General features: G+C 34.7%; 21 protein-coding genes and 2 pseudogenes. 15 read left to right on the top strand and 8 right to left on the bottom strand.

What is annotated here, in order from left to right; genetic code table 11:
• Positions 1-10: 10 nt before the first annotated feature.
• The 4 genes from priA to nadC form a co-directional block, all read right to left on the bottom strand.
• A complete protein-coding gene (priA, locus tag EKL97_RS06135) occupies positions 11-2,491 on the bottom strand; it encodes a primosomal protein N' (protein ID WP_126562413.1) in 2,481 nt (826 codons plus the stop codon).
• A gap of 77 nt (positions 2,492-2,568) precedes the next feature.
• Positions 2,569-2,997, bottom strand: a complete 429-nt coding sequence (locus EKL97_RS06130) for a DUF2147 domain-containing protein (RefSeq protein ID WP_126553617.1) — start codon at positions 2,995-2,997, stop codon at positions 2,569-2,571.
• A 101-nt stretch (positions 2,998-3,098) separates the two neighbouring features.
• Positions 3,099-4,007: a YihY/virulence factor BrkB family protein gene (locus EKL97_RS06125; RefSeq protein WP_126462949.1), complete on the bottom strand. Its 909-nt coding sequence runs from the start codon at positions 4,005-4,007 to the stop codon at positions 3,099-3,101.
• Positions 4,004-4,861: a carboxylating nicotinate-nucleotide diphosphorylase gene (gene nadC, locus EKL97_RS06120; protein WP_126568463.1), complete on the bottom strand. Its 858-nt coding sequence runs from the start codon at positions 4,859-4,861 to the stop codon at positions 4,004-4,006. Before nadC ends, EKL97_RS06125 begins: the two co-directional genes overlap by 4 nt.
• A 286-nt stretch (positions 4,862-5,147) precedes the next feature.
• On the opposite strand from nadC, the gene EKL97_RS06115 reads away from it, so the two are divergent.
• The 3 genes and pseudogenes from EKL97_RS06115 to rlmH all read left to right on the top strand — a co-directional run bounded on the left by EKL97_RS06115 (position 5,148) and on the right by rlmH (position 6,797).
• Positions 5,148-5,582, top strand: coding sequence for a hypothetical protein (locus tag EKL97_RS06115; RefSeq protein WP_126568462.1), 435 nt, complete (start codon positions 5,148-5,150; stop codon positions 5,580-5,582).
• Between the two features lie 107 nt (positions 5,583-5,689).
• Positions 5,690-6,112: pseudogene (locus EKL97_RS16085) on the top strand (CIA30 family protein).
• 211 nt (positions 6,113-6,323) lie between these two features.
• Positions 6,324-6,797 (top strand): 23S rRNA (pseudouridine(1915)-N(3))-methyltransferase RlmH, encoded by a 474-nt coding sequence (rlmH, locus tag EKL97_RS06105; RefSeq protein ID WP_126462955.1) that lies wholly within the window; start codon positions 6,324-6,326, stop codon positions 6,795-6,797.
• Between the two features lie 655 nt (positions 6,798-7,452).
• Here the strand turns inward: rlmH and folP are convergent.
• Complete coding sequence (gene folP, locus EKL97_RS06095; protein ID WP_126553611.1) at positions 7,453-8,277, bottom strand: dihydropteroate synthase; 825 nt, start codon at positions 8,275-8,277, stop codon at positions 7,453-7,455.
• A gap of 109 nt (positions 8,278-8,386) precedes the next feature.
• On the opposite strand from folP, the gene EKL97_RS06090 reads away from it, so the two are divergent.
• The 5 genes and pseudogenes from EKL97_RS06090 (at position 8,387) to tpiA (ending at position 12,430) form a co-directional block, all read left to right on the top strand.
• On the top strand, positions 8,387-8,932 hold the full coding sequence (locus EKL97_RS06090) for a DUF1599 domain-containing protein (protein WP_126568461.1): 546 nt from the start codon (positions 8,387-8,389) through the stop codon (positions 8,930-8,932).
• Positions 8,933-9,036: 104 nt separating this feature from the next.
• Positions 9,037-10,137 carry a BT_3928 family protein gene (locus EKL97_RS06085; RefSeq protein ID WP_126553607.1) on the top strand — a complete coding sequence of 367 codons (1,101 nt, stop codon included), beginning with the start codon at positions 9,037-9,039 and terminating at the stop codon, positions 10,135-10,137.
• A 72-nt stretch (positions 10,138-10,209) separates the two neighbouring features.
• Positions 10,210-10,832 (top strand): annotated as a pseudogene (locus EKL97_RS06080) (ABC transporter permease); the annotation flags it as partial.
• 263 nt (positions 10,833-11,095) lie between these two features.
• Entirely contained in the window at positions 11,096-11,590 is a 495-nt protein-coding gene (locus tag EKL97_RS06075) for a TlpA family protein disulfide reductase (RefSeq protein WP_126568460.1), read from the top strand.
• Positions 11,591-11,677: 87 nt separating this feature from the next.
• Positions 11,678-12,430 (top strand): triose-phosphate isomerase, encoded by a 753-nt coding sequence (gene tpiA, locus EKL97_RS06070; protein ID WP_126568459.1) that lies wholly within the window; start codon positions 11,678-11,680, stop codon positions 12,428-12,430.
• Between the two features lie 51 nt (positions 12,431-12,481).
• On the opposite strand, the gene EKL97_RS06065 is transcribed toward tpiA, so the two are convergent.
• A complete protein-coding gene (locus tag EKL97_RS06065) occupies positions 12,482-13,705 on the bottom strand; it encodes a porin (RefSeq protein WP_126562428.1) in 1,224 nt (407 codons plus the stop codon).
• A 95-nt stretch (positions 13,706-13,800) separates the two neighbouring features.
• On the opposite strand from EKL97_RS06065, the gene prmA reads away from it, so the two are divergent.
• The 4 genes from prmA to EKL97_RS06045 all read left to right on the top strand — a co-directional run bounded on the left by prmA (position 13,801) and on the right by EKL97_RS06045 (position 16,995).
• On the top strand, positions 13,801-14,634 hold the full coding sequence (gene prmA / locus EKL97_RS06060) for a 50S ribosomal protein L11 methyltransferase (RefSeq protein ID WP_126568458.1): 834 nt from the start codon (positions 13,801-13,803) through the stop codon (positions 14,632-14,634).
• 42 nt (positions 14,635-14,676) lie between these two features.
• Positions 14,677-14,952, top strand: coding sequence for an ATP-dependent Clp protease adaptor ClpS (locus EKL97_RS06055; RefSeq protein WP_126564218.1), 276 nt, complete (start codon positions 14,677-14,679; stop codon positions 14,950-14,952).
• 92 nt (positions 14,953-15,044) lie between these two features.
• Positions 15,045-16,316: a sterol desaturase family protein gene (locus tag EKL97_RS06050; RefSeq protein ID WP_126553599.1), complete on the top strand. Its 1,272-nt coding sequence runs from the start codon at positions 15,045-15,047 to the stop codon at positions 16,314-16,316.
• 7 nt (positions 16,317-16,323) lie between these two features.
• A complete protein-coding gene (locus tag EKL97_RS06045; RefSeq protein ID WP_126553597.1) occupies positions 16,324-16,995 on the top strand; it encodes a lysoplasmalogenase in 672 nt (223 codons plus the stop codon).
• Between the two features lie 44 nt (positions 16,996-17,039).
• Here EKL97_RS06045 and EKL97_RS06040 read toward each other — a convergent pair whose 3' ends face one another.
• Positions 17,040-17,456: a DUF6691 family protein gene (locus EKL97_RS06040; RefSeq protein ID WP_126462976.1), complete on the bottom strand. Its 417-nt coding sequence runs from the start codon at positions 17,454-17,456 to the stop codon at positions 17,040-17,042.
• A gap of 37 nt (positions 17,457-17,493) precedes the next feature.
• Complete coding sequence (locus tag EKL97_RS06035) at positions 17,494-18,054, bottom strand: YeeE/YedE family protein (protein ID WP_126463087.1); 561 nt, start codon at positions 18,052-18,054, stop codon at positions 17,494-17,496.
• 192 nt (positions 18,055-18,246) lie between these two features.
• On the opposite strand from EKL97_RS06035, the gene EKL97_RS06030 reads away from it, so the two are divergent.
• The 3 genes from EKL97_RS06030 (at position 18,247) to EKL97_RS06020 (ending at position 20,575) form a co-directional block, all read left to right on the top strand.
• Positions 18,247-18,699: a 2-dehydro-3-deoxyphosphooctonate aldolase gene (locus tag EKL97_RS06030; RefSeq protein ID WP_126462977.1), complete on the top strand. Its 453-nt coding sequence runs from the start codon at positions 18,247-18,249 to the stop codon at positions 18,697-18,699.
• Between the two features lie 196 nt (positions 18,700-18,895).
• Positions 18,896-19,714, top strand: a complete 819-nt coding sequence (gene kdsA / locus EKL97_RS06025; protein WP_126562439.1) for a 3-deoxy-8-phosphooctulonate synthase — start codon at positions 18,896-18,898, stop codon at positions 19,712-19,714.
• 18 nt (positions 19,715-19,732) lie between these two features.
• Positions 19,733-20,575 (top strand): hypothetical protein, encoded by an 843-nt coding sequence (locus EKL97_RS06020; RefSeq protein WP_126553591.1) that lies wholly within the window; start codon positions 19,733-19,735, stop codon positions 20,573-20,575.
• Positions 20,576-20,879: the final 304 nt, after the last annotated feature.

Genomic DNA, 20,879 nt, shown 5'->3' with positions numbered 1-20,879 from the left:
TTTCCATTTATCAATAAAAATCTACATTTGAAGTTACTTTTATAGCTCTGAACTGAGCAACAGCCTCAAAACTATTTAGCATTTTCTGAATCGTTTTTTTTGTGTTCCCAATAGACACATTTTGAGGTATTTTGATAATAATCATACGAATGTATTCGTTTCTAATCCTGCTGATAGCTGGTTCTTCCGGACCCAATACTGGCATATTTAAGTTTTGACTTATCACTTGATACAGCCACATAGCACCTTCCTTTAACTTATCAAAATCACGTTGTTTTAGCGTTAGTTTTATAAGCCTGAAATACGGTGGATATTTATAAATTTGTCGGTCATACAATTGTTCGTTATACATTCCAAAATAATCGTTCTTAGTCACTTGTTGTATTGTATTGTGATTGGGATTGTAGGTTTGTATGATCACTTTCCCTTGTTTTTGAGAACGTCCTGCTCTACCGGCAACTTGAGTCATCATCTGAAAACTTCTCTCAAAAGCTCTAAAATCAGGATGATATAACATATTATCCGCATTCATTATTCCTACTAAACTCACGTTGTCAAAATCCAACCCTTTGGCCAGCATTTGGGTTCCTACTAATATGTCCATTTCTCTGTTCTTAAAACTATCAATGATTTTTTCGAAACCAAATTTTCCTCGGGTCGTATCCTGATCCATTCTCCCTATTTTTGAATTTGGAAAAATAGACAGTAATTCTTGTTCAATTTGTTCGGTTCCAAAGCCTTTTGTAGTCAAATCAACACTAGAACATTCGTGACAATGTGTAGGTTTAGCCATGGTGTATCCACAATAATGACAACGCAACTGGTTTTTATGCTTGTGATAAGTCAAACTTACGTCGCACTGTTGGCATTGAGGTACATGACCGCAAGTGATACATTCAATTACAGGAGAATATCCTCTGCGGTTTTGAAACAAAATCACTTGCTCTCCTAAAGACAACGCATTTGTAATTTCTTCAATTAAAACGTCACTAAAATGTCCTGTCATTTTTTTTCGAAAGTATTTGTCTTTCAAATCCACCAATTCAATATTGGGCATCCTGACATTCCCGAAACGTTCCGAAATTTCGACCAGACCAAATTTATCTGATTTGGCATTAAAATACGTTTCTATACTTGGCGTAGCCGAACCCAAAAGCACTTTTGCCTTGTGCGAATGTGCTAAAACTATAGCCGCATCCCGGGCGTGATACCGCGGAGCCGGATCTGCCTGCTTGAAGGTTTGCTCGTGTTCTTCATCTACAATTATGAACCCTAAATTATGAAAAGGCAAAAACAAAGCGGACCTCGCTCCAATTACCACTTGCGCTTTCTCAGAATTTTGCAAAACTTGATTCCACACCTCAATCCGTTCATTATTGTTATATTTCGAATGAAAAACCGCTACTTTATTTCCAAAATAACTTCTTAATCGACCTACTAATTGAGTCGTCAAGGCAATTTCAGGCAGTAAATACAGGATTTGTTTTCCCGTTGCCAAATATTCTTCGATGAGTTTGATGTAAATTTCCGTTTTTCCACTGGATGTTACTCCGTGTAATAAACAGACTTCTTTTAGAATAAAACGATCTTTAATTTCTTCGAAAGCAGCTTGTTGCGCCTGACTCAACTGTAATTCTTCATCACGAATTTTTCCGTTGAAATGTACTCTGTCTTCCTGCAAAAAATAATCTTCGAATATTTCTTTCTCGATTAAAGCTTTAACAATTGCCGAAGAAGAATTAGCTTGCTCAACTAATTTTTTTACGGTAATGGGTTTAGCTCCGTTCCTTTCGGCCTCGCCTTGGGACTTTTGCGTTGCGCTCAATTGAAAATAGTGCATTACAATTTCCTTTTGTTTGTTGGCATTTTTCAGCGTCTCAAGTAATTCGCTTAAGCCTTGATTGGATTCGTATTTAGGGTGCAGCCGCACGTAGCGAACTAATTTAGGTTTGTAGCTTTCCTGTATTTCTTCCTGAAGCACCAAGATGTTCTTATCAACTAGTTTTTGAATAACAGGAAAGATATTTTTCTTGTTTAAAATAGCAATAATATCTTGAATTTTTAGCGAATTCTGCTGTTGCAAAGCTTCGTAAACTAGGAACTCATCATCCGAAAGAAGATTGGTATCCACAAATAAATTCGTTTTTTGAGAAATCAAGGTTTCGCTTTCCAGCAAAAGAGCACTTGGCATGGCACCACGATACACATCTCCAATGGCACACATATAATAGGAAGCGATCCACTGCCAATGTGCAATCTGGATTTCAGTTACGATGGGCTTTTCATCCAGAATTTGATGGATTTCCTTCGCATCATACAACTCTGGTTTGTTTTGATGAGTTTCAATAACTAAAGCCGTAAAAATTTTACTTTTCCCAAAAGGAACAGCTACCCGCATTCCTTTTTTGATGTATAAAAACTCCGTTTCGGAAACGCTATACGTGAATGTTTTAGCTAAGGAAAGAGGTAAAATTACTTCTGCAAAATACATTTATAATCAATTATGAGTTATCAATTTGAGTGATGTGTTGAATTTTTACTTTGAACCCATAACTCCTAATTTCACACTTATTTTACTCTGTTCCAAGTTTGTGTTCTTCCAAATAAGGCCACACCAATATATCCTCGAACGTTCAGTTTATCAGTACCATTCAAAACCAAAGAACATTTGTAGAGCTTCCCCGTAGTTGGATCCAAAATTTTTCCTGAATTGTATTCTTTACCATCTTTAGTAAGGCCTTTGATAATCACAAGCCCCATAATAGGCTTATTTTTTTCATCACCGGAACATGCTGTACATACACTTTTTTTCTTTTCGGTATCTAATATGTCAACGATTTTTCCGTAAATTTTACCGGAACGTTCGTAGATTTCGACTATTGATTTGGCTTTGCCTGTTTCGTCATCAATGGTTTTCCATTTTCCGATAACGCTATGCGTTTGTCCATAAAAGGCCATCGAAATAAATAATACCAGAATTGTAATTGTATTTTTCATCTTTTTCTTTTTAGAGCCCTGATAGCCTTGAAAATCCTGTCATGGCAAGAAACGAATAGCAGGAAATAACCCTTGATTTTGAGACTATTTTGGTTTAAAAATTATATTTTTTTTGCTTTCAGTTTATTTACTGTGGCATTCAATTCAAAACCCAACAGTAATATCATGCAGTTGATCCAAATATAAAACATCAAAACCAATAATGTTCCTATTGAGCCATATAATTCATTGTATTGTGAAAATTTTGTGACCCAAATTCCAAAACCGTATGAATCCAGCAGAATCAATATTGTTGTAAATACAGAGCCAATAGAGATAAAAGCTCTGTTTTTATAATACTTAGTTCCAAACTTAAAAAGTATAGAAGTAGTAGCTAAAATCATCAAAATCACGAATGCATAGCGTCCTAAAATAATTAGTTGCAGCTGATCGCTAAATACAGTTTTCTGTATAAATACCTCAAAAACAACAATTATTGCAACCGTTACAATTAAAAGTAAAGACAGCAATAATGACATTCCTAATGCGACTAAATACTGACGGATAAACCCTCGTTTGATCAGGACGTGTCTGGAAGATTCAAAACCTCCCAGAATTCCATTTAATCCATTTGCCATTAATAAAATGGAGAGCAAAAACCCATAGGAAACTAATCCTGAGTGGCTGTTATTAAGAATATCATTGATGATTTTATAAATAGCATCATAGGTATTGGGCGGAACTCCATCCTTTACAAATTGAAGAAAATCATTCTGAAAACCTTCAATAGGTATGTAAGGAATAAGATTTAAGATGAACAGCGCAAAAGGAAATAAGGCCATGAAAAAACTAAATGCAATTGCACTGGCATGATAGGTTACCGCACTCTCCACAATCCCAAGTCCGTAAAGTTCTAACAAATCGTATAAGGACAAGCCTTCTAGCCAAGGAAGCTTGATCTTTTTTAGCACATGAACCAGATTGCGAATTATCGGGATTTTTTCGAGCTTAACCTCTATCTCTTTACTCATATTGCTTTTAAACTCAAATCCATGTTGTAAACGGAATGCGTCAAGGAACCTGACGAAATATAATCTACTCCACATTCTGCATACTTGCGAATGGTATTTTCATTTATATTTCCGGAAGATTCAGTCCGGCATTTATCCCCAATCAAAGCTACTGCTTTTATCGTATCCTCATAATTAAAATTATCAATCAAAATTCGGTATATTCCTTCACTTTCGAGAATTTCTTTTATTTCAGCTAAATTTCTGGCTTCGACAATGATTTTAAGATCCAGATTATTTTCCTTGAGGTAGGCTTTGGTTTTGGCAATGGCCAAGGTAATTCCGCCTGCAAAATCATTATGATTGTCCTTGAGCATTATCATATCGTACAAAGCATAACGGTGGTTTTCACCGCCACCAATTTTGACTGCCCATTTCTCACAGGCCCTGAATCCCGGTGTTGTTTTGCGGGTATCGAGAATTTTTGTATTTAGACCTGCTACTAAACGAACGTATTCTTTGGTTTTAGTTGCTATAGCTGACATTCTTTGCATTGAATTCAAAACTACACGTTCTGATTTTAAAATAGATTGTGAACTTCCCGAAACATGAAAAATAACATCTCCCTTTTTTACTGAAGTTCCGTCCTTAATAAAAGTCTCTATTTGTAAATTAGGGTCTACATACTCAAAAATCATTTTGGCAAAAGCCACGCCTGCAATAATACCGTCTTCTTTTACCAATAATTTTGCTTTTCCTGTGGCCGATGCCGGAATACAAGCCAAAGAGCTATAATCTCCAGGGCCCACATCCTCCCTAATGGCGTTTTGTATTAGTATTTGTAACTCGTTATTGAATTGTGCTTCGCTAATCATTTTATAGAAAATTTATGGAATGCTAAAGTAGCATATATTTTGTGGATTTGAAAATTTGAGAGTTGGCTTCTTTGGATAAAGAAACAAATGAATCCATTTTATCAAGAAAAAAAACTAGACATATTAAAGATCTAATTGTAGAAAACAACACAGTTACCATACGCAATTACAGCTTTGCAAATTGATTTTAGGCTCCCTAGCTATTTAAACCCATAAATCAATTGTTTGTTTAGGGCAGTACTATTTAAAATCCTATATTTGAATTTAGTAACTAAATCACTATTTTATGAAATCTTATTTTAGCCTGCTTTTTGTATCGTCACTACTTTTTATTTCTTGTAAAAAGGAAGTAGACACACAAAATACTACCCCAACAAATATCGTTCCTTTTACTGAAGTTGGCAGACAAATGCAGAACCAATCGCAAACTACCACTCAGCAACAACAAAATACGGATCCTACTGCTGTTGCCACTGGCGCAAATCCAGCTCATGGTCAACCTGGTCACCGATGTGATATAGCCGTTGGTGCTCCTTTGAACTCCCCGGCTGCTACAAATGCTTCTGCTACGCCACAACAAAACGCGCCTGTTCAGGCTAATACAGTCTCAACTGCAACAACGCAAGACCAGGGAACTCCTACGGCTGAAGGAATGAATCCGCCACACGGACAAACCAATCACCGCTGTGATATTGCTGTGGGTGCTCCGTTGCCAAAATAGGAATTTGAGTCTTCCCCAAAAATAAAAACTGGCGTAGATCCTCAAGAGTTTAGGCCCGTTTTAGTTTTTGAATCCTACCGCGTGATAGTAATTTGTTCAGCGAAAAGATGTTACAATACCAACCAACAATGACACCTGTACTAATTTTTGATTTTAATTTAAATAGCGATCTAAGCAATTGGAAAATTGTAAATGATGCTGTGATGGGAGGAATATCCAAAAGTACATCTTATTTAGAACTCAAATGGAAAGGGAACCTTTGAAGGTACTGTTTCATTAGAAAACAATGGCGGATTTTGTGCTGTGAAATATGTTTTTGAACCAATGTATCTAAAACCTGCTAAACATATTGCATCCACATTAAAGGAGACGGCAAACAATACCAATTTAGAGTGAAGATAAATCGTACAGACCCACATTCGTGTGTATTCCCTTTTCAAACTACCACTGATTGGCAAACAATTGAAATTCCATTCACTCAGTTGTATCCAGCTTTCAGAGGACGAAAATTAGATCAGCCTAATCATTGACGGTTCTAAATTAGAGGAAAATGCTTTCCTGATAGGCAATAAGAAAGAAGAGTCATTTCAATTGCTAATTGATCGCATTGAGGTAAAATAAATAGCATCTTAGCTTTCGTAATTTTATAAATTTAAAAATCAGATTATTAATTTCCATTAAAGAGAATGTAATTTAAAACTGCTAATTTTTCTATCTTTGCATCTCTGAAATCTAACAAAAATGAACATCAAATTGATTGCTATCGGTAAAACTGATAACAAAGCGCTACAATCCTTGATCGACGATTACACCAAGCGTTTGTCTTTTTACATTAAATTCGATTTAGATATTATTCCTGATATCAAGAACGTAAAAAACTTATCGGAAAGTCAACAAAAAGAGAAGGAAGGCGAATTAATTTTAGCAAAAATCACACCAACGGACCAACTTATTTTGTTGGATGAAAACGGGAAAAATTTTTCCAGCGTTGGCTTCTCAGAAGAATTACAAAAGAAAATGAATTCCGGAGTAAAGACTTTAGTTTTTGTTATTGGCGGTCCTTATGGGTTTTCGGATACGGTTTATGCTAAAGCACAAGGAAAAATATCGTTGTCTTTAATGACTTTTTCGCATCAGATGGTTCGGTTGTTCTTTATCGAACAATTGTATCGTGGATTCACGATCTTGAAAAACGAACCGTATCATCATCAGTAATTATTTCGTTTGAAGTGTTCTTTTTTTAAAGTTTAGTAAATAAATTCTTGATTACTTTTCATTTGTACTTTTAAACTTTCAATAAAAATTTTGTTTTGTATATAACTTCCAAAGCTTAAATTTTCATCAAACCTAAATAAAAAAGTAGTTGCAACGTCTTTGGGTAAAACAGTATTAATTAAATCTTGAAGCTTTTCTTTTTTGAAAACTTGATTCTCAATTAAAATCTCATTATTCTTATTGAAAATATGATGGTTCCAATTGGTTTTTCCAATTTATAAAACACATTGGTAAAAGGTATAAAAACTAAATTTTTTCCGATTGTATTAGCATAAGAATAATAATTTTCGGTCTTTTCATTCTTGTGTGCTTTTTCTTAGCGCTTCTTTTGTTGCAACCTCATAATATCCGGAATAGCAAGTCGTAACGGTTAACGTTTGTCTACATTGAGAATCCAATTGGTCTAAATAATACTGTTTTTACGGTTTACTTCAGCCAGCGTATCCAAGCCTTTTGTTCTAAAAAAAAAAATAGATTGGCGAAAGATCCTCTACCACTTTGACAATTGAAATATTTGATTTTGGCAATAAAACCGCTTCTTTATTTCCACAGGAAAAAAGAGTAAAAAGAACAATCAACATAAAATATTTCATCGTTATAAATTGATTTTATTGAATAATGTAACGCATTCCACAGCTTCTTTTACATCGTGAACACGAAGGATTTTTGCGCCTTTGGTCAATGCCAAAGTATTTAAAACTGTAGTTCCATTTAATGCATTTTCGATTGAAGTATCTAGGGTTTTATAAATCATGGATTTTCTGGAAACTCCCACAAGAAGTGGTAATTTCAAGATGTTAAACAAGTCCATTTTTTGAAAAACTTCATAATTTTGTGCTATTGTTTTGGCAAAGCCAAAGCCCGGATCAATAATTAAATCATTGATTCCAAAACTTCTGGCCATAGCTACTTTTTCAGAAAAATAGAACACCATTTCTTTTACAATATCATCGTAATCCGTAAGTGTTTGCATCGTTTGCGGATTGCCTCGCATGTGCATCATAATATACGGAACATTGTATTTTGCAATTATCTCCAGCATTTTGTCGTCTAGATTTCCGGCTGCAATATCATTGATGATAGACGCACCATTTTCAATCGATGCCTTTGCTACTTCGCTTCTAAAGGTATCAATAGAGATTATTGTTTCTGGAAACTGCTTTAGAATCAAATCAATAACAGGAATAATTCTGGAAATTTCATCTTGTTCCGAAACGAATTCTGCATTTGGTTTGCTCGAATAAGTACCTACATCTATAAAAGTTGCGCCATCAAGCAGCATTTTTTCAGTATGAGAAAGGATTTCGGTTTCATTCTTATACTTTCCTCCATCAAAAAAAGAGTTGGGTGTCACATTCAAAATTCCCATTACTTTGGGAGTTGATAGATCAATGAGTATTCCTTTACAATTAATTGTCATTCTTTTTTAGTTTTAAGACTACTACTTTCAACATTATTTACCCTTCATTCTGCATTCAAAAAAATTATTCTTATTTTTGAAAAAATTTGAATACAAATATACACCAATAATGAAGAATACTTCAAAGGAATATGATGCTGTGATTGCGACTTGTCGGGCACTGTATATCAACAAAATGAAAGATTACGGATGTGCTTGGCGCATTTTGAGACTGCCTTCATTAACGGATCAAATCTATATTAAGGCCCAAAGAATCCGAAGTTTACAAGAAAATGAAATCCGCAAAATTGATGAAGATGAAACGGGTGAATTCATTGGGATCATCAATTATGCTCTCATGGCGTTGATTCAATTGGAATTAGGCGTTGCAGATCAGCCTGATTTAAGTGTGGAAAAGGCAACCAAATTATACGATGCCAAAATCAAACTAACCAAGGAATTAATGGAAGACAAAAATCATGATTACGGGGAAGCTTGGCGCGAAATGCGTGTAAGTTCACTAACAGATTTAATTTTGCAAAAACTACTTCGTGTCAAACAAATTGAAGACAACAAAGGAAGAACATTAGTTTCTGAAGGAATCGATGCTAATTATCAGGACATGATAAATTATTCGATTTTTGCCTTGATTCTAATGGGTTTTGGAAATAAATAATAAAAAGCAATAACTAAACATGAAATCACTGGGATTCCAAAATCACAAACTGTAATCCAGAATGGCGATACCATATTCCATTAAAACATAAATATTATCTTCATATGAAAAATATAATTACTCAATTTTCTAGAATTTTCGTTGGAATCCTATTCATAATCTCCGGATTAATCAAACTGAATGACCCTGTTGGTTTTTCTTATAAATTGGCAGAGTATTTCAGTGAACCCGTATTCAACATGCCCTTTTTTGTTCCGTTTGCACTGGGAATCGCCCTATTTTTAGTGATTCTTGAAGTGGTTTTGGGGATTATGTTACTCATTGGATACAAGACTAAAGTCACGGTTTGGAGTTTATTGGTTTTGATTGTAATGTTTACCTTCCTAACTTTTTATTCCGCTTATTTCAATGTAGTAAAAGATTGTGGCTGTTTTGGCGATGCGCTAAAACTAACACCATGGCAATCGTTTACAAAAGACATTGTGTTGTTGTTCTTTATTTTGGTGTTGTTCTTTAACAAAAAATTAATCCAACCCTTATTTAGAACTACCGTTCAAAACATAATTATTTATGCCAGTATCGTTTTATCAGCCTTTATGGGCGTTATCGTTTTAAACCATTTGCCATTAATAGATTTTAGACCATTCAAGGTAGGAAATAATATTCAACAAGGAATGCAAATCCCTGACGGCGCTGATAAATCAGTGGTAGAAATGGTGTTTATATACAAAGTGAATGGTGTAGACAAAGAATTTACCGAAAAAGACCTAATGTCGATTCCGGAAGGCGCCGTATTTGTAGACCGAAAAGACAAAGTCATCACAGAAGGATATGTTCCTCCTATTCATGACTTCACGATGGAAAAAGACGGTTCGGATTATAAAGATCAGTTCTTGCGAGAGCCAAAATTGATGTTGATTGTAGCCTATAATTTAGTGAATGCCGATAAAGCGGGAATGGGCAAAATGGAAAAACTGTATTTAGATGCAAAAACAAAAGGATACAAGGTAATTGGAATGACATCTTCCTTACCGGAAGAGATAGCTGCAGCAAAAAAACAATATGGATTGACATTTGACTTTTATTTTTGTGATGCCATCACATTAAAAACAATTGAAAGAGCCAATCCAAGTATTGTATTGCTCGAGAAAGGAACAATCACACAAAAACTTCATCATAACGACGTCAAAGACTTAAGATTATAAGAATAGGACGGTTCTGATTTACGGTATTGCAGAACTTTAACCGCTAATTATTTTTACCCATTAAAAGCATTTATGTTAAAATGTTTTCTTAGTAAAATTGGATCTGCACTGCTTACTCTTTTTGGAGTGTTTACAGTGATATTATTTTTGTTTACTGTTTTGCCTGGGGATCCTGCACGCATGATGCTGGATCAAAATGAAAATTCAGAACAACTGGCCATTGTAAAAAAGAAATATGGTTATGATAAACCTATTGCTACTCAATACTTGTATTATCTGAATGACCTGTTGCCTATTTCTTTGCACAGTGATACCCAATCCGATTATACTTTCTGAGCGAGGGAAAATACAATGCGGTACCCCTTTTTGGAATTGGTACAAATGAATTGGTTTTGAAAACCCCCTATTTAAGAGAAAGTTTTCAAAAAAGCGGAAAAAAAGTTTCTCAAATTATTGGACATACATTGCCAAGCACATCCGTATTAGCCATATTTGCCATAGGTATCGCTATTGTTTTTGGAATTGTTTTTGGTATTATTTCTGCCTTATACAAAGATACCTGGATCGATCGCCTAATTGCTTTAATCAGTACTTTAGGGATGAGCATTCCTTCCTTTTTCAGTGCAATCCTATTTGCCAGGCTCTTTGGATTTGTATTACAAAAATAAACGCAGTTTAATATGCCCGGAAGCCTATAAGAAGTACATAATTTCGGTGAAGGAAGTTATATTCAATGGATTTTGTATATGCATATTTAGATCCCAAAATAAGACTGGGATAATCACTGTATTTTGACAAGAAATAGCATTTCCAAAGTAACAACAGGTTTCACGTTGTCTAAATCTCATCAACTATAACGATATTGCTTAAGCATTTTTGAATTCTGCTTTCAAAATATGGTATTCTGCACAACTCAATCCAATTGTTTGTTTAACTTTGTTTAAAAAACAACTCTATAATGAAACAAATACTACTACTTCTAATATCTATTGTAGCCTTTTCTTGCGCAAAAGAGGGAAAAACTGAATTTTCTAAAACGGCTTTGTCTGAAACCCTACTAGCCACTGACGGAAGTCAGGTTGCTTTTCAGGATGTTTTAAAAAAACACGAAGGCAAAACCATAGTAATTGAAGTTTGGGCTTCTTGGTGTGGGGATTGTGTCAAAGCAATGCCAAAAATCAAAGAATTACAAGTGAACAATCCTGATGTTGCTTATTTATTTATTTCAATGGACAAAACTGCCGATAAATGGAAAGTTGGAATTGAAAAACACGAATTGAAAGGAGATCATTTCATGGCAAATGACCAAATGGGAGGTGTATTTGCAAAAGCCATTGACCTAGATTGGATTCCAAGATATATCATTGTGGACAAAACCGGAAAAATTGCTTTATACCGCGCTATTGAAACTGATTTTGACACGATTAACGAGACTTTAGAAAATTTAAAATAAAGCATTCAAACACCATTTGAGATGCAGTTCTTATCATTTGAAAAACTTCAAAAAAACGAAACCAAAAACTAAATATAACACGACAAAATGAGAAAGAAGATTGTTGCAGGAAACTGGAAAATGCATAAAAATGCAGAGCAAACAGAAGATTTATTAAATGAATTAATAGCAAAAATCCCTACAGATACTGCTGTGCAAATAATTGTAGCGCCAACATTTGTAAACCTGGCTTCTGCTGTAGATCATTTAGAATTTACCAATATAGATGTTGCTGCACAAAACGTTCATCAAGCAGAAAGCGGTGCTTTCACGGGTGAAATTTCGGCAGATATGTTAAAAAGTGTAGGTGTAGACGTTGTCATTTTAGGACACTCCGAACGCAGAGCCATTTTTCAGGAAACAGATGCTTTAATTGCGAATAAAGTAAATACGGCTTTGGAACATGACATAAGAGTTATTTTTTGTTTTGGTGAAGAATTAAAAGACCGCCAATCAAAAAATCATTTTAATGTAGTTGAAAACCAATTGCGAGATGGTTTATTTCATATTGAGGCTAAAGACTGGGACAGTATCGTTTTAGCCTATGAGCCAGTTTGGGCAATAGGAACAGGAGAAACAGCTTCTCCGGAGCAAGCACAGGAAATGCATGAATTTATAAGAGAAACCGTTCGTAAAGCTTTTGGAAGCGATATTGCTGAAAACGTATCTATCCTATATGGAGGAAGCGTGAAACCGGATAATGCTAAAGAAATTTTCTCAAAACCAGATGTAGATGGAGGCCTCATTGGGGGTGCCGCACTAAAAGCTGATGATTTTGTAGCAATTGTAAAGGCTATCTAAATTTCAATTTTAAACGTCATAAAAAAGCGGTGATTCATTTTACCGTTTTTTTTATATTCCTATTTCAACCTGAAAACGCAGGTGCCAGTTGTTCTTTGTATTACCGTCAAAATAATGTAGGGTATCAAAAGTCAATTCCGTTTGCAATTTAAAAGTGTGTTCCCAAATATATTTCGTCAAACCAATGGTATACTGTTTTGTGTTTGGTGCTAAAAGCTTAATGTCCTCGCCCACTTTTTGAGTAGAATACCGTCCGATAATCTCATAATTTGATAACAAATTATAACTCAATTGATGATCAAATCCGTTACCAACGTAAGCAAAATTAGATTGTGAAATATCATCCGGATTTATTGTAACTGCATTTCTTGGAGTAATTCTGGACATATAACTTGACATAGCGGCCCATCCGTTGTATTTAATCAAAACATCAAGCATCACTGATTTCATAGTGCGAGCTTCAAATAAATCATTTCCTAATTGACCTTGGGTTCTTTTGGCATGATTATTTTGCTGAAAAGCACCCGAAAGCATTAATTTCGGCTTTTTTTCTCTTACAATATCCCCTTCAAAATAGGTTCCGTCTCTTGAAAATGCCCCAAACGGTAACAACTCTACCTTCCCTGTTAAGGCAACACCTTCATCTGTATTCCCCGTGATATTTCGACCTTCTCCTGTTGAAATAGCTGTTTTGAAATTATAGGAAAATTTATCCCGAAATTCATTCATATTGTGAACTTGAAAACCAAAATCCCTGTCAATTGTAAATCTGGCATTGTTAATCGATCGGTCCGTTAACTGTAATCCGCCTGAAGAATTCACACGTTGGCGATTTCCTGGTAATTTTGTTTGTCCAAAACTGATATTCCAGTGTCTATTAGGTCTGTAAAAAACAACTGCATCTCTGATAATATTTATGTTCTCACCTTCTCTAATTTCACCAACATCGCCCGGAGCAAATGACAATTGAACTGCATATAAAAATTTTGGATTTCCCACATATCCGTCAAATCGCAAACGTAATCTTCGGATTTGTCCGTCATATCCCCTTTTTTCATCTTCATTTTCAATATAAGTCACCCTATTTTGCATTCGGAACCGAATATTCAATTGGTATAAACTATCCGGAGAAGTGATTCCAATTCCTTTACCAAAACTATAGTACGGAAGCGCCGATAATCTTAAGTCATTATCTTGTTTGCTTTGCTTGATATTCACCTGCGCATTGCTGGAAATGCAACTTACAAAGATCCAAAATAAAATTATTTTTTTCATGGTGTACTACTGTGTTTTGGGTACAAATGTAAAATAAAATTTGATTTACAAATACTCTTTAATATGCGATTGTTACCTTTGCAAAAAAAACAAGCATGTCAAATATTTATATAGCGTACCATTTTACTATTGAACCTAAAGAATTGGGGTCTGAAATCTTAATCGCGGAATTGGGAGAAAGAGCTTTTGAGAGTTTTACAGAAACTGAAACCGGGATTTCAGCTTTTGTGCAAAAGGATTTATGGAATGAAACCATCTTAGCGGATATCCATATTTTACAATCCGAAGAATTTACGATTGATTATACATTTGAAGAAATCGAACAAGTCAACTGGAATGAGGAATGGGAAAAGAATTTTGAAGCCATTGATGTCGACGGAAACTGTCATGTACGAGCACCATTCCATCCAAAAACAGATGCCGAATTTGATATTATAATTGAACCAAAAATGAGTTTTGGAACAGGGCACCATGAGACCACTCACATGATGATTCAACATTTATTAGAAATAAATGTAACCGGGATGAAAACACTCGATATGGGATGTGGAACCGCAATATTAGCAATTCTTGCCGAAATGAAAGGAGCGCAACCAATTGACGCTATTGATATTGACAATTGGTGTTACTTGAATTCTATAGAAAATGCAGCACGTAATAACTGCAAACACATTACCGTTTATGAAGGGGAAGCCTCTTTATTAGAAGGTAAAAAATACGATTTGATTATAGCCAACATCAATAGGAATATTTTGTTGAACGATATACAGAGTTATGTAGACAGTTTAAACCCTAATGGAACGCTACTTTTAAGCGGTTTCTATCAGGAAGACATTCCATTTATAGACACTTCTTGTACCGAAAAAGGACTAACTTATGTTAAAAAATTTGAAAGAAACAATTGGGTATCTTTAAAATATGTAAATTAGTATTATTTTTTTATTAATTACGAAAGTACAAAAACCTACAAAATGAGTACTAAAGAAAAAGTAAGAGAAAGAGTCCTAGTCAAAGAAGCCACCCGACTGGACAGCGAAATCATCGTTTACAATGACGATGTAAATACATTTGATCATGTCATTGACACCTTAATTCGCGTATGCAATCACACACCGGAACAAGCAGAACAATGTTCATTAATCGTACATTATAACGGAAAATGTACTGTAAAAACAGGGCCTTACGACAAATTAAAACCACAATGCACGCAATTATTAGAAGCAGGATTAAATGCAGAAATAATTTAAGAATAATAAAAATTCCCTTTGACAAATAAATTACTGTGAATAATTAAAAAACATTCTCTTTTATTCTATATTTGAATAAAAAAAGTGTTCTTATGGAAGAATATGGTAAAATTTTAGTTTTTGTAATGCCCATTTTTTTGATATTAATTAGCATCGAAAAAATTTATGGGCATTACAAAGGGGAAGATACCGCACCTAATATGGATGCTGTTTCAAGCGTGAGCTCTGGAATGGTCAACTCCCTAAAAGATGTTTTAGGACTTAGTATCACACTGGTTTCTTACGATTGGATCGTATCTAAAATAGCTTTATTCAATCTTGAAGCTACCTTTTTAACCTATTTTATTGGATTTATAGCTATTGATTTTTATGGCTATTGGAGTCATCGTTTGTCGCATCAAATTAACTTTTTATGGAACAAACATGCTATACATCATAGCAGTGAAGAATTCAATTTGGCCTGTGCCCTACGCCAGCCCGTTTCCAGTTTTGTAAATCTGTTTACCTTTTTATTGATTCCAGCCGCACTTTTAGGAGTTCCCTCCAAAGTGATTGCGATAACCTTACCAATTCATTTATTCCTTCAATTTTGGTACCATACTAAGCACATCAAGAAAATTGGTTTTCTGGAAAGGATATTGGTTTCACCATCCCATCATAGGGTGCATCATGCCATCAATCCAGAATACATGGACAAGAACCATTCGCAAATATTCATCATTTGGGATAAATTGTTTGGTACTTTTCAAGCGGAATTAGAAAGCGTTCCACCTGTTTTTGGAATCACAAGACCAGCCAGAACCTGGAATCCGATCCGGATAAATTTTCAGCATTTATGGCTATTGATTACAGACGCTTGGCGCGCCGAAAACTGGAAAGATAAGTTTATCATTTGGTTTAAACCAACAGGCTGGCGTCCAGAAAATTTTGAAGAAAAATATCCCGTTGTCAAAATTACCAATGTTTATGATTTTGAAAAATACGGCGTTCAATATTCTAAAAAACTAATGTACTGGTCCTTATTTCAAGCAATTATAACGTTGTTACTTATCAGTTATATGTATAATTCTATCGCGGTGATAGGGTTGCCAAATGTATTTATTTACGGCGCATTCATCTTCCTGACCGTTTACAGTTACACGGAATTAATGGATACCCGCAAAATTTCCATCTTCTGGGAAAGTATCCGTTTTGTTTTTGGAATTGGACTAATTTTCTATTTTGGCGATTGGTTTGGAATGAATCAACTTTTTCCTTTTGCAAGTTATATTATTGGTGGTTATCTCCTTTTATCCTTGGCTGTAACGGTATATTTTGTCAGTATTAATTTTGAAAAAGATGTCATGATTACCGTTCAATCTTAAAAAAAATATGAAACACAACATAAAAGTAAAGAGTTTTATTGGGTTTAGTCTTGTTTATCTATTGCTAATTCTTTTTGGTTGGGAAACTATAGCTTGGTTTTTGAAACCATTTTTATTGCCGTTTTTAATTCTGACAGTTTATTTACACGAAAGATTTAGTACTAAAAAAGTTCTTATAACTGCTTTGACTTTGTCGTGGATAGGGGACATTATTTTGATGTTTGCTGACAAAGGAGAGTTGTATTTTATTGCAGGGCTGATTGCCTTTCTACTTTCGCACATTTCGTATATCATACTATTTAACAAACAATTGAAAATTTATTTAAAGAATAGTAAAATTATTTTCTGGGTAGGAGTTACAGTAATCGTAGTTTATTTAATCGTAATGATGTTGCTTTTATTGCCAAGTTTAGGGGACTTAAAAATTCCTGTTCTATTATATGCCCTTACTATTTCAATTATGTTGTTATTTGCGCTCAAGGGTTTTTTAAACTGGCAAAAACCTGCCAACAGCTATATATTAATTGGCGCTACTGTTTTTGTAGCTTCAGATAGTCTTTTGGCCTTTGATAAATTCTATGCGCCATTGCAATACAGCTCCTTTCTGATTATGGCAACCTATTTACTTGCGCAATATTTGATTGTTTCCGGCATTTTAAAATTAAACAAAAAAAAATAGCATTCCCACAAGAGAATGCTATTTTGATGTCAAGTGTTTTTCGATTAATGAGGCAATTTATTTTTCAATAGTCCATATAGATAGGTCCCTAAAAGAGACCCGAAAAGCACTATCAAAATGGTCCAAAAACCAGCCCCAAGCAAGATGAATATTGGTCCCGGACAAGAACCTACCAATGCCCAACCCAATCCAAAAAACAATCCGCCAATCCAGTATCTGGCAGAGCCTTTTTCTTTATCCGGAATTTCTATAGATTCTCCCTTAATGTCTTTTATATTGTTTCGTTTAATGATTTGAATGCCAATAATTCCCGTCAAGATAGCCACCGAAATAATTCCGTACATGTGAAACGACTGAAATTGAAACATTTCATAAATGCGATACCAGGAAACGGCTTCAGATTTAGTCAAAACAATTCCGAAAACAAATCCAACCAATAGATATTTTAGTATATTTTTCATTCTTTTTATTTTATATTATGAGTCAATGATTGCTTATCTACTTTACAATTAATGGCAATAAAAAATGCGCCATTATCAATCCACCAATGAAAAATCCAATTACGGCTTTCAACGAAGGAATTTGTAAATTACTCAAGCCTGAAATGGCATGTCCTGAAGTACAACCTCCTGCATAACGAGAGCCAAAACCTACCAAAACACCACCAATAAGCAGTATAAAAATATGCTTTGGGGATTCTAAAATGGAGATTCCAAAAAGCGCATCCGGCATTAATTTTCCGTTTGGAGCTTCAATACCAAGTTGTGCTAATTGTGCAATTGTTTTAGGATTAATAGTTACATTTGAAGCATCACTCATAAAATGAACGGCAACAAAACCACCTAACATTGCGCCAAGAACAACCACTAAATTCCAGCGTTGTGCTTTCCAGTCAAAATCAAAAAAAGAAACTCGTTTTCCTAAACCAGCCATCGAACAAAGCGAACGCAAATTAGAAGACATTCCAAAAGACTTTCCGAAATAAATAAGTGCCAGCATAATCAAGCCGATCAAAAAACCGGAAACAGACCAAGACCAGGTTTTAAAAATAATATCCATATTGTTTTTTTGTACAAAGATAAGAAGCATTTTACGAGATTTTAAGACAAATGTTATATTCCACAATAGACACTTGTAAATTATTCAGGGAACTCGCAATAAGGTCTAAAGTTCTGTTTATATTTGTGTCGAAGTACTTCCTTGCAATTAAAAGTGCCGTTTAAATTTTGACATTATAAATCTACCTTAAATATGAAAAAATCGATCCTTTTTATTGCTTTGCTAATAGGTACTACTTCTTGTATAAGTACACAATCTACTTTGAAAAACACGGACGATAATGCTCCCGATTTATTGCTCTCACAAGACTATACTTTTGTGATTACTCAGTACAGTACAAACAAAAAATATGGATATGATAAGGATTATCCCATCAATATATTCTTTAATAACACTAAAAACGAAACGATCAACCAAGAACGGTTTTTGAACGCATTAGCTGGGCCTAATGGTGAAAAAATAACGTATACCAAACAAGAAAGTTGCTGTCCGTTTCCAACTAAAAGAAGTGACATGGGTGCTGGATTTCTGGACATTTATGAATTAAAATGGAACGGTCAGAAAGAACCGCTACTACTCTACCTGAACATCTATGAAAAAGGAATATTGATGGTTCCGGTGGGACTTACATTGAAAAAAAAATAGTTTTTAAAATCCCAAAAGTCCCTATAAACCAAATCCTTAGCCCTGATGGCAGTGAAAATCCTCCCGTTTTTCAGGGAGATTGCAACGTACAGCAGGAAAAAGCTCCCAAAAAAAAGTTAATGCGATAAATTAATTGGAAAACGTAAATTGGAAATCGCAAATCATAACTACCTTTGCACCTTTAAAAAATCATACTATGAACTTACAACATATTCCACAAATAAAATATACAGACAGTGGTAATTTCTTTCTACTTGCTGGTCCTTGTGCTATTGAGGGAGAAGAAATGGCGATGCGAATTGCCGAAAAACTAGTTGGTATTACTGATAATTTACAAATTCCTTTCGTTTTCAAAGGTTCCTTCAAGAAAGCAAACCGCTCTAGAATTGACAGTTTTTCAGGAATCGGTGACGAGAAAGCATTGAAAATCCTCAGAAAAGTTTCGGAAACATTTAAAGTTCCTACCGTTACGGATATTCATACAAATGAAGATGCGGATATGGCTTCTCAATATGTTGATGTATTGCAAATTCCAGCTTTTTTAGTGCGTCAAACGGATTTAGTAATGGCTGCTGCCAATACCGGAAAAGTAGTCAACTTGAAAAAAGGACAATTCATGAGTCCGGAAAGCATGAAACATGCGGTTCAAAAAGTATTGGATTGTAACAATGAAAAAGTGATGATTACCGATAGAGGAACGATGTTTGGCTACCAGGACATGATTGTTGATTTTAGAGGAATTCCTACAATGCAACAATATGCTACAACTGTTCTTGACGTTACCCATTCGCTACAACAACCCAACCAAACAGCTGGTGTAACTGGTGGAAGACCTGATATGATTGAAACTATAGCCAAAGCTGGTATCGCTGTAGGCGTAGATGGAATCTTTATAGAAACCCATTTTGATCCTGCCAATGCAAAAAGCGATGGTGCTAATATGTTGCATTTGGATTATTTTGAATCCTTAATGACCAAGTTAGTTGCCATCAGAAAAACAATACACACATTTTAAATTTAGGCACCATATATATTGAAATATCTTTTATATTACGCATCCCTTATTATTTTATTTACCAATAGTATAATTGCACAGGAAATTACAGAAATTCAAACTAAATATACAACTCATAACAAAGGAAAATTTTTCATCTCATGGGGAGGAAACAGAGATACTTACTCCAAGTCGGACATAACCTTTCGAGGTAAAGATTACAATTTTACCTTAGAAAATGTCCAAGCGCAGGACAAACCAAAAGGGTGGCATGTAGATTATATCAATCCAGCAAAAATGACTATTCCTCAAACTAATTTCAGAATGGGGTATTTCATAAGTGACCACTACAGCGTTGCTATAGGTGTAGATCACATGAAATATGTAATGCTACAAGACAAGGCGGTAACGATCAATGGGCATTATCCCAATCCGGGATCTTATGATGAGCTATTAGCCAATAATCAAGTTCTTTTGACAGCAAAATTTCTCAAATATGAACATACCGATGGTTTAAATTATGTGAATACTGAGTTTTCTCGACATGATGATATCTCGTCATTATTCAAAATTAGAAATACGGATAAAATTCAAGTTAATTTAACCGAAGGAGTTGGTTTTGGTCTCTTATATCCAAAAACTAACACCACTTTATTAGGAAAAGATCGTCATGATGATTTTCATGTTTCAGGGTATGGAACTTCTTTGAAAGCAGGATTGAATGTTACTTTTTTTAAACATTTTTATATCCAGGGAGAACTCAAAGGAGGGTATATTAACATGCAAGACATTCGAACTACACAAAGCACCGAAGACAGTGCTTCACAAGATTTTTTCTTTTTTCAGAGAATTATTGCTGTAGGAGGAATATTCAAAATATAAATACTTTACACACAATAAAAAAACGAGGCTGTCTGGATATGACAGCCTTCTTTTGTTTACCAAAATTTTATTTGAAATGATCGTGATGTGTTTTGATTTAATTGAAATTGTTTAGCGTATTTCTTTAATTATAAGCCGTTGGGTGCAATTATTCAAAACGTCAGTTCGAGTGTTTTTTGTGTAGTAAAACGGAACAAAACTTCTCAATACGCTTCGCACTCGAAGTGACGTGTATCGAGAACCGTTTTTAATACTAATTTTCTAGTTCTCGATATAATCCCGCCCAAAAGCGGGATCACTCGAA

It is taken from the genome of Flavobacterium sp. LS1P28 (genome assembly GCF_003970335.1).
Lineage (GTDB): Bacteria > Bacteroidota > Bacteroidia > Flavobacteriales > Flavobacteriaceae > Flavobacterium.
This window is presented reverse-complemented; position numbering and strand designations above follow the sequence as displayed.

Coding starts and splice junctions, on each gene's coding strand:
- priA (WP_126562413.1), bottom strand. CDS start 2,491: ATGTATTTTGCAGAAGTAATTTTACCTCTTTCCTTAGCTAAAACATTC.
- EKL97_RS06130 (WP_126553617.1), bottom strand. CDS start 2,997: ATGAAAAATACAATTACAATTCTGGTATTATTTATTTCGATGGCCTTT.
- EKL97_RS06125 (WP_126462949.1), bottom strand. CDS start 4,007: ATGAGTAAAGAGATAGAGGTTAAGCTCGAAAAAATCCCGATAATTCGC.
- nadC (WP_126568463.1), bottom strand. CDS start 4,861: ATGATTAGCGAAGCACAATTCAATAACGAGTTACAAATACTAATACAA.
- EKL97_RS06115 (WP_126568462.1), top strand. CDS start 5,148: ATGAAATCTTATTTTAGCCTGCTTTTTGTATCGTCACTACTTTTTATT.
- rlmH (WP_126462955.1), top strand. CDS start 6,324: ATGAACATCAAATTGATTGCTATCGGTAAAACTGATAACAAAGCGCTA.
- folP (WP_126553611.1), bottom strand. CDS start 8,277: ATGACAATTAATTGTAAAGGAATACTCATTGATCTATCAACTCCCAAA.
- EKL97_RS06090 (WP_126568461.1), top strand. CDS start 8,387: ATGAAGAATACTTCAAAGGAATATGATGCTGTGATTGCGACTTGTCGG.
- EKL97_RS06085 (WP_126553607.1), top strand. CDS start 9,037: ATGAAAAATATAATTACTCAATTTTCTAGAATTTTCGTTGGAATCCTA.
- EKL97_RS06075 (WP_126568460.1), top strand. CDS start 11,096: ATGAAACAAATACTACTACTTCTAATATCTATTGTAGCCTTTTCTTGC.
- tpiA (WP_126568459.1), top strand. CDS start 11,678: ATGAGAAAGAAGATTGTTGCAGGAAACTGGAAAATGCATAAAAATGCA.
- EKL97_RS06065 (WP_126562428.1), bottom strand. CDS start 13,705: ATGAAAAAAATAATTTTATTTTGGATCTTTGTAAGTTGCATTTCCAGC.
- prmA (WP_126568458.1), top strand. CDS start 13,801: ATGTCAAATATTTATATAGCGTACCATTTTACTATTGAACCTAAAGAA.
- EKL97_RS06055 (WP_126564218.1), top strand. CDS start 14,677: ATGAGTACTAAAGAAAAAGTAAGAGAAAGAGTCCTAGTCAAAGAAGCC.
- EKL97_RS06050 (WP_126553599.1), top strand. CDS start 15,045: ATGGAAGAATATGGTAAAATTTTAGTTTTTGTAATGCCCATTTTTTTG.
- EKL97_RS06045 (WP_126553597.1), top strand. CDS start 16,324: ATGAAACACAACATAAAAGTAAAGAGTTTTATTGGGTTTAGTCTTGTT.
- EKL97_RS06040 (WP_126462976.1), bottom strand. CDS start 17,456: ATGAAAAATATACTAAAATATCTATTGGTTGGATTTGTTTTCGGAATT.
- EKL97_RS06035 (WP_126463087.1), bottom strand. CDS start 18,054: ATGGATATTATTTTTAAAACCTGGTCTTGGTCTGTTTCCGGTTTTTTG.
- EKL97_RS06030 (WP_126462977.1), top strand. CDS start 18,247: ATGAAAAAATCGATCCTTTTTATTGCTTTGCTAATAGGTACTACTTCT.
- kdsA (WP_126562439.1), top strand. CDS start 18,896: ATGAACTTACAACATATTCCACAAATAAAATATACAGACAGTGGTAAT.